Source organism: Flavobacterium rhamnosi (assembly GCF_048286515.1).
GTDB lineage: Bacteria > Bacteroidota > Bacteroidia > Flavobacteriales > Flavobacteriaceae > Flavobacterium.
The window spans coordinates 1-12,564 of sequence record NZ_JBLVPS010000042.1 but is presented as its reverse complement, the minus strand read 5'-3'; the positions used below and the strand labels follow the sequence as shown (position 1 = coordinate 12,564).

Genomic DNA, 12,564 nt, shown 5'->3' with positions numbered 1-12,564 from the left:
TCTAAACGCCGCAAATAATATTTTGGAGAAAGGGCAATTTCTCATGGAAGCTAAAGTAGCCTGTTGAGGCAAGCTTTTTCCAAGAATCCTCCTCGCTTAAGCTGGAGGAGTTGTCAATAAGATTAGCTATGAGAATTATTGTTTCATCGTTTGGGAAGAAGTATAAAAACAAAATCATTTCAAAATGACTTATTTAGATGAAATTTTAAAAGCCCGTCGCGACACACGTCATTTTACGGAGGATCAAGTACCGGATGCCGTTCTCGAAAAAGCACTGCAAGCGGGACATTTGGCGCCTTCTGTGGGTTTGACAGATGCTACAAAATACTATCTTATCAGATCGGCTGAAATGAAGAAAGCCATCAAAGATTTGTTTTTAGATTACGATAGAAAAGCAGCTGCCCAAACCGATAACGAACAGCAAAAACTGAAATACAAAGCACTTAAGCTGGAAGCAATAGAAGAAGCGCCGCTGGGGTTGGTTATTTGTTATGATCGTTCGGTTTTAAATAATTTTACCATTGGAACGGTTGGGAGTAATGAAGCCGTAAAGTTTAGTTCCGTTTGTGCGGCGCAAAATATCTGGCTATCCTTAACCGAGCAGGGCTATTCTATGGGATGGGTTTCCATATTGAATTACTATCAGTTCAAGAAATTATTGGGTTTGCCTGAAAATATAGAACCATTGGGGTATTTTTGTGTGGGAAAACCAGCTACCAATTATGATAATCAACCCATGTTGCAACAACTCAATTGGAAACAAAAACAAGAAATTCCATTCGTTGCCGAGATTACCCATTTGTATGAAAGTAAGGAGGAGAAAGTATTTTTTGATACTAAAAAAGAAGGGGAGGCGGATGCTGCAGCTTTTGCAAATGCCTTGCAATATAAAATAGATCAAAAAACAAAACCAACGGGTTCATTAGGGATTTTAGAAGTGCTCGCCAAACAAATAGGTGTGGTGTTTCAAACTTTAGAACCTAAAATCATTAAGCCCATAATAGTTGTCTTTGCAGCGGATCACGGGATTTCAAATCACGGGGTGAGTGCTTATCCACAAGATGTAACCCGGCAAATGGTGAGTAACTTTTTGGTTGGTGGAGCAGCAATTAATGTGTTTTGTAAACAGAATAACATCCAATTAGCTATTGTTGATGCAGGTGTGAATTATGATTTTCCTATGAATACTGATTTGATTTCGGCAAAGATAGGGAAGGGAACACACTCTTTTTTCCACGGTGCTGCAATGCGTAAAGCGGAAGTTGAATTGTGTTTTGAAAAAGGAAGCGAAATTGTTGCAGCTATTGCAAAAAAAGGAAGTAATTGTATTGGTTTTGGTGAAATGGGTATTGGCAACACGGCTACAGCTTCGGTTTTAATGAGTATAATTTTAGAATTGCCAATTCAAGATTGCGTAGGAAAAGGCACTGGTGTAGACGATGAAAAGTTGATTCAAAAAATTAATATCCTTAAAAAATGCATTGATAATTATCAGGGGTCGGATGATTTCGAAAGCAAATTAGCTTATTTTGGTGGATTCGAAATCATGCAGATGGTGGGCGGAATGCTTCAGGCAAAAGAAGAAAATATGCTTATTCTTGTCGATGGTTTTATCTGTAGCGTCGCTTTTTTAATTGCCTTTAAAAAAAATCCATCCATTACCAGAAATGCTATTTTTTGTCATTCTTCTGCCGAGCAAGGACATCAGAAAATATTAGATTATTTGGGAGTTCGTTCCTTGATGCAACTCGATTTACGTTTGGGCGAGGGCACGGGTTGTGCCATTGCTTTTCCGATAATTCAGTCGGCAGTCGCCTTCCTGAATGATATGGCCAGTTTTGAAAGTTCGGGGGTCAGCAGTCGATAGCAGTGATGCCACACAAGCAATAAAATCAAAAAAATAATTCTAAAAATGAAAAAAGAATTCGACATATTTTTTACAGCATTAATGTTTTATACTAGGATTCCGTGTCCTAAGAATATCGATCACAATCCAGATTATTTAAATAAAGCATCCCGTTATTTCCCATTAATTGGTTGGATTGTAGGAAGCGTGGCTTTTGGAGTATATGGTATTTTTAATTATTTAGTTGCTCCTGAAATTGCAGTCGTTTTCGCTACTATTGCTTCGATTTTAGTTACCGGAGCTTTTCATGAAGATGGTTTTGCTGATGTTTGCGATGGTTTTGGAGGTGGCTGGACCAAAGAAAAAATCCTGATGATTATGAAAGACAGCGCCATTGGAGCTTATGGAGCAATTGGCGTTGTTTTGCTTTTATTAGTAAAGGTTATGTCCACAGACATACTTTTTAAAAATGCAGAAAATACGAATCTAAATGTATATTTTGTTTGGTTTTTACTGCTTGTTTCTGCGCATTCAATAAGTCGATTAGCAGCCATTTCAATTGTATTTACCCATGTGTATTCTCGGGAAGATATATCAAGTAAAAGCAAGCCTATCGCTGAAAATTTTACTTGGCGAGAGGTGGTTGGAGCACTGTTTTTTGGATTACTTCCAATAGTTGCTTTGTCTTGTTTTCAATGGCAGCTACTTTTGGTTTTATTGCCTGTTTTTCTGACACGATTTTTTTTAGCACGCTATTTTCAAAAATGGATTGACGGGTATACGGGTGATTGTTTAGGTGCTACTCAACAGGTTTGTGAAGTGGTTTTTTATGTATCAGTTATCGCATTATGGAAGTTTATTTAGTACGTCATACCGAAACGGTTTGTGAAAAAGGAGTCTGTTACGGGCAATCGGATGTGAAAATTATGGAGCCCTACGATACTTCTTTTCAATCTATCATGAAGCAATTACCGCAAGACGCAAGACTGTATTCCAGCCCTTTACTTCGCTGTGTTCTTTTGGCAAATTATATAAAGAACAATTCAGAAATTACGGAGGTATATCAGGATTCTCGCTTGATGGAAATGAATTTTGGAGATTGGGAAATGAAAAAATGGGATGTTATTGAACCCGAAGAACTAAATCCCTGGATGACTGATTTTGTAAACGTTCGTATTTCTAATGGAGAATCATTTACAGATCTACATAAGCGAGTAGTTCACTTTATAAATAATGAGCTTAAAACAGGAATTTCAAAGCCCGTAATTATTGTTGCACATGCCGGGGTGATCCGAAGTTTTTTATGTAAAATTACGAATTTGCCTCTTAAAGATGCCTTTGCGAATAAGGTTGATTTTGGAGCGGTAATTAAAATTGAATTATAAAATTCGCAATACAATAGGATATTAACCTAATATAATTTTATCTTTGCCGCCGTATTGAGGTTGTTGTTTTGTTTTTTCAAACCGACATTAAAAGGGAATCAGGAAAAGATTTCAAGTTTTAGATTCAGATTTATATTGTAAATCAAGAATTCTAATCTTAAATCAAAAAACCTGAGCTGTACCCGCAACTGTAAGCTATAAAGCTTGTTGTTATCTACAAACCACTGTTTGCTTTTGCGAATGGGAAGGTAAACAACAAGACGCAAGCCAGGAGACCTGCCTATTACATCGAGTATCAAACTTTCGGGAAAAAAGGTTTGGGTATGGGTCATTCTATGCTTTTCTCCCAATTTATTAAATTTTACATTTTTAAAATGAACAAAAAATTCATTCGCTTTGGTGCGATTGCATTATTATTTGCAATGAACACGTATGCGCAACAACAAGAGCCGGAACAACTTGATGAGGTTGTGGTTTCCGATTCGAAATTTGCATTGCCAAAAGAAAAATCAGGAAAAGTTATCGTGAAAATTACAGCCGAAGATTTGAAGAAAAAGGCAGGACAGTCGGTAGCTTCCGTTTTAAGTACAGTGGCAGGCGTTGAAATCAATGGAAATCAGAGTCGTTCTGGTAAAGATTTGGGGCTTTACATTCGAGGAGGAAGAAATCATCAGGTTTTAATTTTAATTGATGGAGTTCCTGTTACAGATGCTTCCGGGATTAGCTTATCATATGATTTGAGGTTGCTTCCAGTAGAGCAAATTGAAAGTATTGAGATTATGAAAGGAGCTTCAAGTACTTTATATGGTTCTGGAGCTGCGACTGGTGTAATTAATATTACCCTAAAAAAAGCAGGCAAAAAAGCTATTGCAGGAAATGCATATATGAATATTGGCACACAGACAGCAGCTAAAACAGCAGACTATAGCGTACAGGACTACAACCAGGGCTTTACTATAAACGGTGGCTTTGAAAAAATTAATTATTTTGCCTCTCTGAATAGTACTGAAACCACAGGGATTTCAGAAGCAAAACCATTAGATTCCAATACTAAATTTGAAGACGATAGTTTTTCAAGACTAAATTCTGTAGTGAAAATTGGTTTTACCCCAACTGAAAAATTATCATTTGATTTCTTTGCCAATTTTGATAGAATGAAAAGTGATTTTGATGGAGGTTCTTTTTCAGATGATCTCAAGAATTTTAGCCTTTCCGAGCAATACAGAATTGGTTTTTCTCCAAAATATAAATACAATAAAGGAGAATTGATAATTAATACTAGTGCAAACGTGATCAACCGCGATATCTTTAGTTATGAATCTTTGTTCCAGGCAAAGTCAAGAAGTGTCAATGTTGATGCCTTTAATAAATATGAGATTGTGTCTCAATTGTTTGTCGTTACAGGAGCGCAATTTCAGTTTCACGAAATGTCAAACGCAAGCCAATATGATGCTATAACATTTGAAATGGCAAAATTCAATATGATTGATCCTTATGTTACGGCCGTTTATAATTCTGATTTTGGATTAAACTTAAATGCCGGGGCGCGTTACACTATTCATAGTAAATTCGGAAATAATTTCGTTTATAATGTGAATCCATCGTACAACTTTTCGGAAACATTTAAGGTGTTGGCTTCTTATAGTACCGCATTTATTACTCCGAGTTTGTACCAATTGTACTCTCCTTATGGAGATTTAAACCTAGCTCCAGAGAAAGATGCGACAGCAGAAGCTGGTTTTGAAGTCAGTTTAATAAATAAGAAAGTGGTTTTAAATGCAGTTGTTTTTCAAAGGGAAGAGCAAGATGCTATCGGTTTTGATTTAATGACTTATAAATACTTTAATGTAGCTGGTAAAAACAAAGCAAAAGGTCTTGAAACAATGATTTCTTATGCTTTTTCTGATAAAGTAAAATTTAATGGAAATTATACCTTTACGGAATTAGAAAAACAATCCCGTATTTTAAATCCGAAACATAAAGTCAATGCTGCTGTGGATGTGCAAGCAACGACACGTCTTGCTTTTAACCTGGCCTATCAATTTGTGTCGGATAGGTATTTTGAGTATACGACTTATCCAGCACCCACTTATGATCCTGTTTTAAACTCTGAAGTTTTGAAAGAGTATCAAATAGTGAATGCCAATGTTCGTTATGAATTAATCAAAAACAGATTGAATGTTTTTGGTGCTGCTGATAATATTCTGGATAACGACTTTATTGAAACCAGAGGATACAGCACAAGAGGAAGAAATTTTAAATTAGGTTTGAATTTCTTATTCTAAAAATTTTAAATATTTAGTTTTAGTCTTAACTCCCGTTCGATAATTTGGACGGGTTTTTTGTATAAAAAAGGATGGTTTTGAATTGAAGAGGTCTTATGAAAAAAGGCTTTCATCGCTGAAAACCTTTTTAATTGTTGTTTTTAGTTCATATCTGAAATGAATTCCGAAATGGATTGTGCCATTCGGTTTTGTTCTTTTTCATCGATCAGATATTTTTTGTCATTTTCATTGGTTAAATAACCTAGTTCAATAATTACAGCTGGTACATCCGATTTTTTTAGAATATAAAACGGACCATTTTTGATACCTAACATTTTTAAATTTGTATTCTCTGAAAATTTATCATTTAATTTTGCTGCAATTTCATTTGACTTTATAAAAAATTCTGTCTCTTTTGCAACATAAAATTCTAAGCCGGATGTTTCCTTATTTAAGCTTGCATTTACATGCAGCGATATAACCAAATCCGGTTTAATTTTATTAATGAAATCCGTTCTTTCTTCAAGGGATAAAAACGTATCTTCATTTCTAGTGAGATGAATCACAACATTGTTATTTGAGGATTTGATTTTTTTAGTGATTTGCGCTACAATTTGCTTTTCAGTAATAGCATTAGAGGTTACTCCAAAATCATGCCCGCCATGACTTGCGTCAATTACTACATTTATTTTCTTTGGCTCTGGGGTAGGCCCTACAAATGAAAAAGAAATAATTGTAATTACGAATAAAAATACTTTAGTGCTGTTTTTCATATTGTATGGTTTAAAGGGTTGATTACTAGGTGTAAACTTAAAAAACGGCTTTTTAGTATTGTGCTTTCTATATTATTTCAACGCTTTTAAAAGTCCCTCAGGTGCTTTCTCAATGTACATTTGATTTTGGAGACCTTTAATAGATTTGGCATCTTTAAAATAATTGTACTCTTTTCCTGTACTTTGTTTTAGCATTTTTCCTGTTCCTGTAATTTTTCCAATTGCCGTGCTTAATAATGGTTCTGAAGTGTTACCAAGAATTCCTAAAGTGCTCAAGGTTTCTTTCAGCTGATAATCAGGTTGCAATCCATTGTAGTAATCACCAAAACCATCCGAATTAACTATTTTTAAAACAATAGGCTGCATTGCATATCGGTGTTTGGGATTTCTGTTTTCTGTCCCAAAAGTAGGGGAGTCATAAAGGGTAACCGATCCAACATTTTTTCCGGTGGTCACATCGCCAATTTGTACTACATTAATATGAGGCTTCAATCCGTTAATAACCAATTCGCTTGCCGATGCAGTGCTTTTGGTAGTCAGAATGTAAATTTTGGTTAAATTTAAACTGTTAATAGTAGTGCTTCCAATTTTGTCAGTGAAGTTGTTTTTTAAAGATTCTGGACTTTCCGATTCAAAATAGGAGTTGATTTTAGCGTTCCATTGTTGTTTTGCAAATACCTCTCCGGTGAATTGCCCCGTTATCATACTGGCCAATCGTGTTGCAGTAAGAACAGAACCACCAGCATTGTAACGCAAGTCTAAAACCAAGTCGGTAATCCCTTGGGCTTTAAGTGAACCAAATGCTTCATTCAATTTAGCATCATAATTGGCGTAAAATCCATTGTACATTAAATACCCTATTTTATGGGTGCCAGATGCTATCACTTTGTTGATTAAAATTGGATTTTCGGATAAGACTGTTTTTGTCAAAGCTACCGTTTTACCATTAGAGACGATAGTAGTCCCATTGTGTTCCGCCATATTCAATGTGTAATTTTCGGCGGCCAATAAGCTTTGGTAATTGCTTATGGTAAGTTGTGTACCGTTTACAGCAGTAAAAAGGTCACCACGCTTGATGTCTTTAGTAGCTGCATCCGAATCTGCAATAATATAACGAACATAACCAAATATCTCGGTTGTACTATTGGGTTTGTAGCTTAATTGAAAATCCATACCATCATTTTTTGTGGTACCTTGCAACGCTCCTTCCAGTTCCAGATAATCATCGACAATCCAAGAGAATCGGTCAATTGAAGAATTTACTCTCAGAGCATCAAACAAATCTTCGGGAGCAGGGTATTCTCTTAGGAAAGCATTTAAGGCTGTTTGATTCGCAAATCGATCATCCGCTAAGTTCGGGACTTCAGCTTGCCATAAATAGTATTGGTTTAAGCCTTTCCAGATAAAGTCATGAATGTCTAAATTTACAGGTGCCGCGACATCATCATTGTCCTGACAGCTTTGGAAAGTAAAAACGGATAAAAGGAATAAAAGGCAAAGTAGGTATGTTCTGTTCATGTTTTGGGATTCAATATCTTTTATAAACGTAAAAATACTAACTTTAGTTTTTATTTTATTGTTTTTTTTGTAACAAAAAGAATCATGAATCGTCTTTATTGTATAACCGCTTTAACAAGTACTCTTTATGAACCAAAATGAGTTTGTGCTGCTGATTTCTCCGTTCAAAGATAAAGTCTTCAGGCTGGCAAAACGATTGCTAGTAAGTACAGAAGAGGCAGAGGATGCAACTCAGGAAGTTCTGGTGAAATTATGGAGTAAAAAAGAAGGTTTAAACGGCTTTAATAGTATAGAAGCTTTTGCAATGACAATGACTAAAAATTATTGTTTAGATCAATTAAAATCAAAAAGAGCGGATAATATTAAAATCGTTCACAATAATTTTACGGATAGCCAACCGAGTCTGGATCGAAAAGTAGAAGATATCGACAGTTTAAACTGGGTTGAAAAAATAATAAACCAATTGCCGGAACAGCAACGCTTATTAATACAAATGCGAGACATAGAGCAATATGAATTTGCAGCAATCGCGGAAATAGTGAATATGAATGAAACCGCTATTCGAGTAGCACTTTCAAGAGCAAGGAAAACGATACGGGAAAGCATGACAAAAACACACAGCTATGGAATTAAATAAAATAGAAATACTTTTAGAAAAATACTTTCAGGGAGAAACCAGTATTGCAGAAGAAAATGAATTACGTAATTATTTTTCTTCAATTGATGTTGCGCAGCATTTAGAGCAATACAAACCTATGTTTGGTTACTTCTCTCACGCAAAAGAACAAATGTTAAAGCAGGAAATTCCACTACAATCTAAAAAACATAATGTTGGGTGGTTGTCTATTGCAGCTTCAGTCGTTGTTTTGCTGGGAATTGGAACGTACGTGTTTTATAATAATGAAAGTGCAAGTAAGAAACAGGATTTAGGAACCTATGACAATCCTGAAGTCGCTCTTCAAGAAACCCAAAAAGCATTAGCATTATTATCGGATAACGTAAACGTTGGCATAGAAAGTGTATATTACATTCAAGAATATCAAAAATCAAAAGAATTAATTTTTAAACAATAATAAATATAAAAAAAATGAAGAAGTTTATAATAACAGTAGTAATAGTATTAGTTTCAAGTCCATTTTTCGCACAATCGGCCTTCGATAGATTTGACGGACAAGAAGGTGTTACTTCAATCATTGTCAACAAAAAAATGTTTGACTTGATGAGTAAAGTAAAAGTGGATACCTCCGATAAAGAGACGCAGCAATATCTGAATTTGATAAAAAAATTAGACAACTTAAAAGTGTTTACTACCAAAAGTACCAGAGTAGAAGGAGAAATGAAAGTGGCCGCTGATAAGTATGTAAAGACAGCTGGTCTGGAAGAATTGATGCGTGTAAATGATAGTGGAAAAAACATCAAAATTCTGGTAAAATCAGGGGCGAAAGATTCTCAAATAAGAGAGTTGTTGATGTTTATTGAAGGAGCTAAAAACGATGACACAGTCTTAATGTCGTTAACAGGTGATTTCGATTTGAGTGAGATTTCTATTCTTACCGACAAAATGAGAATTCCGGGTGGTGACGATTTGAAGCATGCTACAAAAGGTAAAAAGTAAATGAAAGCTGTTTACAGCATCACGCTGCTCTTTAGCTTGTTTTTGTTCAGTTGTAATTCAGAACCTACATTGCAGAAATACTTTGTAGAAAATACAGAAAACAAAAACTTTGTGGCATTGGATGTCTCTCCGGAGCTATTGAATGTGAATAAAACAAAATTATCATCGGAGCAAAAAACTGCTTTGGAATCTTTTGATAAGATGAATGTTCTGGCTTTTAAAGTTAATGATGCAAACAAGGTGCAGTTTGAAGAGGAACGTGCTAAAGTTAATCTGATTCTGAAGGATAAAAAGTATCAACTGCTAATGAAGTTTAGTTCTGGGAAAGAAGGAGCTTTGGTGAGTTATGTAGGTTCTGATGAACAGATTGAAGAGCTTGTTTTTTTTGCTAACAAAAAAGAAACGGGTTTTGCTGTTGTACGTGTTTTGGGTAAAGACATGAATCCTACTAACATCATGAACATGATAAGCGTATTACAAAAATCAAATATTGATCTAGAACAGTTCAAGCCATTACAGCAATTAATGAAATAATTAATGAAATTAAAATGCAAAAGCGTCCAGTCGGGCGCTTTTTTTTACCGCTATTTTGAAAAGAAAGACATAAGGTTTATTCTTTTTTTGTGATGATTTATTAAAAACCAATTTTTTAAGTTGATTAGGCGAGTGGGGAATTTGAGTTTTAGTTAATTGTAAAACAATAGAATTGCCTATGTTGATTAAAGAACAAAATATCACTGAAAGTAGGTATTGTGAAACAAGTGCAATCCTTGTTTCTTTGTAAAAATGATAGGCGTCAGTTAATCGGTATGTCTAAGGAATTTAATACAGCAGTAATGATTAGGATTGAACAAGTAGAACGAAACAATAGATGGATTAAAGTAGGGAATAAAAACAATAAAATATTTCTTTATATCGGTACTTTTTTCATTATGGCAGTGTGTTTATCGGTAGGAATTTTAGTTATACTATATTTTTTAAATTAACACTAGACTCCTGTTCAAGCTGCGACAGATTAAAGGGTGATTTGGTTACGACATTCCTTGCCAATGTTCTTAAACGTTTATGTCGGTTTTGTTTTGAGCTATTTTAGATTGATACAATTTTCTGGTTAATCGCCCGTCTCTGAGTACCTCTGCAAAGAAAAAGAATTTTAGTTCGGAATGATAATTTTATTTTAATAGTTTGAGATCCTGAAGTTTTAGAATGTGTGTGGATAGGCTTTTAATTAAGGAAAAGGAAATGTTATGATATTGGTAAAATTACTTGTAGCGTTCTGTAAAATTACGTAAATTTGGTTAAAAACAAAATCATGGCGACTTCAGTAAGAGTAAGAAATGCGATAAAGATTGAAATTCCAGAAATTGGGAATCCCAGAACCGTACGTTATTTTTTAGAGGAAAACATAATAGGTTCTGCCTATTTTAATGCATTGAAATCCGTTTCGACCTTGAATGATAGTATAATTTCTGATTGGTTGCATATTAGCACTAAAACATATCAAACTTATAGAAAGCAGGGAGTTTTGTCCAAAGAGAATACACAAGAACATGTTGTTTTGTTGCTTGCATTATATCAACATGGAGAAGAGGTTTTTGAGACAAGTGAGAATTTTGATAAATGGTTAATTTCTCCCAATTTTTATTTATATAACAAAGCTCCTAAAGATTATTTAGGGACTATCACCGGAATTAAAATAATTGACGATCGTCTAACTGCTATGGAATTTGGCGATAACATTTAGGCTATGAATGTATATCGAATAAGTAGCGCTAAATATTCAAGAAAACTGACTGCATCAGGAACAGAAAACAGATGGAATAAGGAAAATGAATATGTGATTTATACCGGTTGTAGCCGTTCGCTCTCAACACTTGAACTTATCGTTCATAGGGCAGCAATAGAAATCACAATACCATATAAGCTTATGGTTATTTCTATTGCAGAGGAACCAGGATTGATAAAAGAGGTGAGGGAAAGTAATTTGCCGAACAATTGGAGAAAAATGGAGGCTTATAGCGTTCTTCAAGAACTAGGATCAAATTGGTATCAAGAAAAAGAAACCTTAGTCTTAAAAGTGCCATCAGCATTAATTCCACAGGAGAGTAATTATGTAATAAACATGACTCATCCTTTATTCTCTTCAAAAGTTATTTTACTAGAGCAAGAGGATTATATTTGGGATGGCAGGCTCTTGTAAAAAAGTTTTACCTAGCCCAGTTGTTATAAATCTAAATACAATAGGAAATACTATCAAATAAACAATTCTTTGAATAATTTTGCTTCCATTTTAGGAGGTGTTTTAAGTGCAATTGTATTATTTGTAATCCGATCAATTATATCAGAGTATTTCGGCAATCTGTCAAAACAAATCAGGAGTTACCAGCTTCAACAAGTATATTTATTGTCTTTTGTAGGTTTCTAAGAGAATGGCAAAACGGAAAAATAAGTATTTGAACAAATCAGTGGATAAGAAAATGACTTTTTACCTGTAATTAAAAAATCTATTTCTTATTATGCACAATAAAAAATTTTTTTTTCAGTATCTTTAATGTGTTGAAAATAAGGGTTTTATTTGATTTTTTAAATATGAAAAGAGACAAATATATTATAATTGTATTTTTCATTATTATTCTATTAAGTTGTAGTAGTGATACTTTCGTTGGAGATATTGACCTTAAATTTTGTGGCAAATGTGCAAATACTGGGCGTTGGACAGTTGATAGTTTGGATTTCAATCCTTGTTTCGGATCTAAGGCAGAATGTTTAGATTATGCTAAAAAAAATGGATATTCAGATAAAGGATGTGTTTTATGTAACTGACAAAAAAATATTCAAAAAAAAATCAAAGGGCGTACAATAAAAAATGTTCTTTACCTGTTTTTTTGGCCATTTGAATGTAGGTGTTTCTTTCGGTACTCTAAAGAACTACAAACTAATAATGGATTTTATCAATTCTCCAACCTGCGGTTCTTTACCTCTAAAATCAATCGAAACTATAACTTTTGGAATGGGTTTTATTATATGTTTATTTTAATTACTTAAGGTTGTGAACGGTAAATAAAAGTACACGATTTTTGGCAATTAAGAGTGCAGGATAATTGGCAAGAATAGTGCACGATAATCAGCAAGAATAAGTGCAGGATTATTGGCAAGAATGAAT

Annotated in this window: 12 protein-coding genes and 1 riboswitch; of the genes, 10 read left to right on the top strand and 2 right to left on the bottom strand. The window is 34.3% G+C overall.

Going from position 1 to position 12,564, the window contains the following annotated elements; genetic code table 11:
- Positions 1-184: 184 nt before the first annotated feature.
- The 4 genes from cobT (at position 185) to ACNQGN_RS18645 (ending at position 5,516) form a co-directional block, all read left to right on the top strand.
- Positions 185-1,867 (top strand): nicotinate-nucleotide--dimethylbenzimidazole phosphoribosyltransferase, encoded by a 1,683-nt coding sequence (cobT, locus tag ACNQGN_RS18660; RefSeq protein WP_417989336.1) that lies wholly within the window; start codon positions 185-187, stop codon positions 1,865-1,867.
- Positions 1,868-1,912: 45 nt separating this feature from the next.
- Complete coding sequence (locus ACNQGN_RS18655) at positions 1,913-2,710, top strand: adenosylcobinamide-GDP ribazoletransferase (RefSeq protein WP_417989335.1); 798 nt, start codon at positions 1,913-1,915, stop codon at positions 2,708-2,710.
- Positions 2,695-3,231, top strand: a complete 537-nt coding sequence (cobC, locus tag ACNQGN_RS18650; protein ID WP_417989334.1) for an alpha-ribazole phosphatase — start codon at positions 2,695-2,697, stop codon at positions 3,229-3,231. The genes ACNQGN_RS18655 and cobC overlap by 16 nt, the downstream gene beginning before the upstream one ends.
- 39 nt (positions 3,232-3,270) lie before the next feature.
- Positions 3,271-3,529, top strand: a riboswitch (cobalamin riboswitch).
- Positions 3,530-3,605: 76 nt separating this feature from the next.
- Positions 3,606-5,516, top strand: a complete 1,911-nt coding sequence (locus ACNQGN_RS18645) for a TonB-dependent receptor plug domain-containing protein (protein ID WP_417989333.1) — start codon at positions 3,606-3,608, stop codon at positions 5,514-5,516.
- Positions 5,517-5,656: 140 nt separating this feature from the next.
- Here the strand turns inward: ACNQGN_RS18645 and ACNQGN_RS18640 are convergent, their stop codons facing one another.
- On the bottom strand, positions 5,657-6,268 hold the full coding sequence (locus ACNQGN_RS18640) for an N-acetylmuramoyl-L-alanine amidase family protein (protein WP_417989332.1): 612 nt from the start codon (positions 6,266-6,268) through the stop codon (positions 5,657-5,659).
- A 72-nt stretch (positions 6,269-6,340) separates the two neighbouring features.
- Positions 6,341-7,786, bottom strand: a complete 1,446-nt coding sequence (locus tag ACNQGN_RS18635) for a S41 family peptidase (RefSeq protein WP_417989331.1) — start codon at positions 7,784-7,786, stop codon at positions 6,341-6,343.
- A 127-nt stretch (positions 7,787-7,913) separates the two neighbouring features.
- Here ACNQGN_RS18635 and ACNQGN_RS18630 point away from each other — a divergent pair, with 127 nt between their 5' ends.
- From ACNQGN_RS18630 to ACNQGN_RS18605, 6 genes are all read left to right on the top strand, one after another.
- Positions 7,914-8,423, top strand: coding sequence for an RNA polymerase sigma factor (locus tag ACNQGN_RS18630; RefSeq protein WP_417989330.1), 510 nt, complete (start codon positions 7,914-7,916; stop codon positions 8,421-8,423).
- Entirely contained in the window at positions 8,410-8,859 is a 450-nt protein-coding gene (locus ACNQGN_RS18625) for a hypothetical protein (protein WP_417989329.1), read from the top strand. The genes ACNQGN_RS18630 and ACNQGN_RS18625 overlap by 14 nt, the downstream gene beginning before the upstream one ends.
- Positions 8,860-8,873: 14 nt before the next feature.
- The gene (locus ACNQGN_RS18620; RefSeq protein ID WP_417989328.1) at positions 8,874-9,401 is read left to right on the top strand and encodes a DUF4252 domain-containing protein; all 528 of its coding nucleotides are present in this window, start codon (positions 8,874-8,876) and stop codon (positions 9,399-9,401) included.
- Complete coding sequence (locus ACNQGN_RS18615) at positions 9,402-9,935, top strand: DUF4252 domain-containing protein (protein WP_417989327.1); 534 nt, start codon at positions 9,402-9,404, stop codon at positions 9,933-9,935.
- A gap of 778 nt (positions 9,936-10,713) precedes the next feature.
- Positions 10,714-11,145 (top strand): antitoxin Xre/MbcA/ParS toxin-binding domain-containing protein, encoded by a 432-nt coding sequence (locus tag ACNQGN_RS18610; protein WP_417989326.1) that lies wholly within the window; start codon positions 10,714-10,716, stop codon positions 11,143-11,145.
- A gap of 3 nt (positions 11,146-11,148) precedes the next feature.
- On the top strand, positions 11,149-11,601 hold the full coding sequence (locus ACNQGN_RS18605) for an RES family NAD+ phosphorylase (protein ID WP_417989325.1): 453 nt from the start codon (positions 11,149-11,151) through the stop codon (positions 11,599-11,601).
- Positions 11,602-12,564 lie beyond the last annotated feature (963 nt).

Coding starts and splice junctions, on each gene's coding strand:
- ACNQGN_RS18630 (WP_417989330.1), top strand. CDS start 7,914: ATGAACCAAAATGAGTTTGTGCTGCTGATTTCTCCGTTCAAAGATAAA.
- ACNQGN_RS18635 (WP_417989331.1), bottom strand. CDS start 7,786: ATGAACAGAACATACCTACTTTGCCTTTTATTCCTTTTATCCGTTTTT.
- ACNQGN_RS18645 (WP_417989333.1), top strand. CDS start 3,606: ATGAACAAAAAATTCATTCGCTTTGGTGCGATTGCATTATTATTTGCA.
- cobC (WP_417989334.1), top strand. CDS start 2,695: ATGGAAGTTTATTTAGTACGTCATACCGAAACGGTTTGTGAAAAAGGA.
- cobT (WP_417989336.1), top strand. CDS start 185: ATGACTTATTTAGATGAAATTTTAAAAGCCCGTCGCGACACACGTCAT.
- ACNQGN_RS18615 (WP_417989327.1), top strand. CDS start 9,402: ATGAAAGCTGTTTACAGCATCACGCTGCTCTTTAGCTTGTTTTTGTTC.
- ACNQGN_RS18610 (WP_417989326.1), top strand. CDS start 10,714: ATGGCGACTTCAGTAAGAGTAAGAAATGCGATAAAGATTGAAATTCCA.
- ACNQGN_RS18625 (WP_417989329.1), top strand. CDS start 8,410: ATGGAATTAAATAAAATAGAAATACTTTTAGAAAAATACTTTCAGGGA.
- ACNQGN_RS18620 (WP_417989328.1), top strand. CDS start 8,874: ATGAAGAAGTTTATAATAACAGTAGTAATAGTATTAGTTTCAAGTCCA.
- ACNQGN_RS18640 (WP_417989332.1), bottom strand. CDS start 6,268: ATGAAAAACAGCACTAAAGTATTTTTATTCGTAATTACAATTATTTCT.
- ACNQGN_RS18655 (WP_417989335.1), top strand. CDS start 1,913: ATGAAAAAAGAATTCGACATATTTTTTACAGCATTAATGTTTTATACT.
- ACNQGN_RS18605 (WP_417989325.1), top strand. CDS start 11,149: ATGAATGTATATCGAATAAGTAGCGCTAAATATTCAAGAAAACTGACT.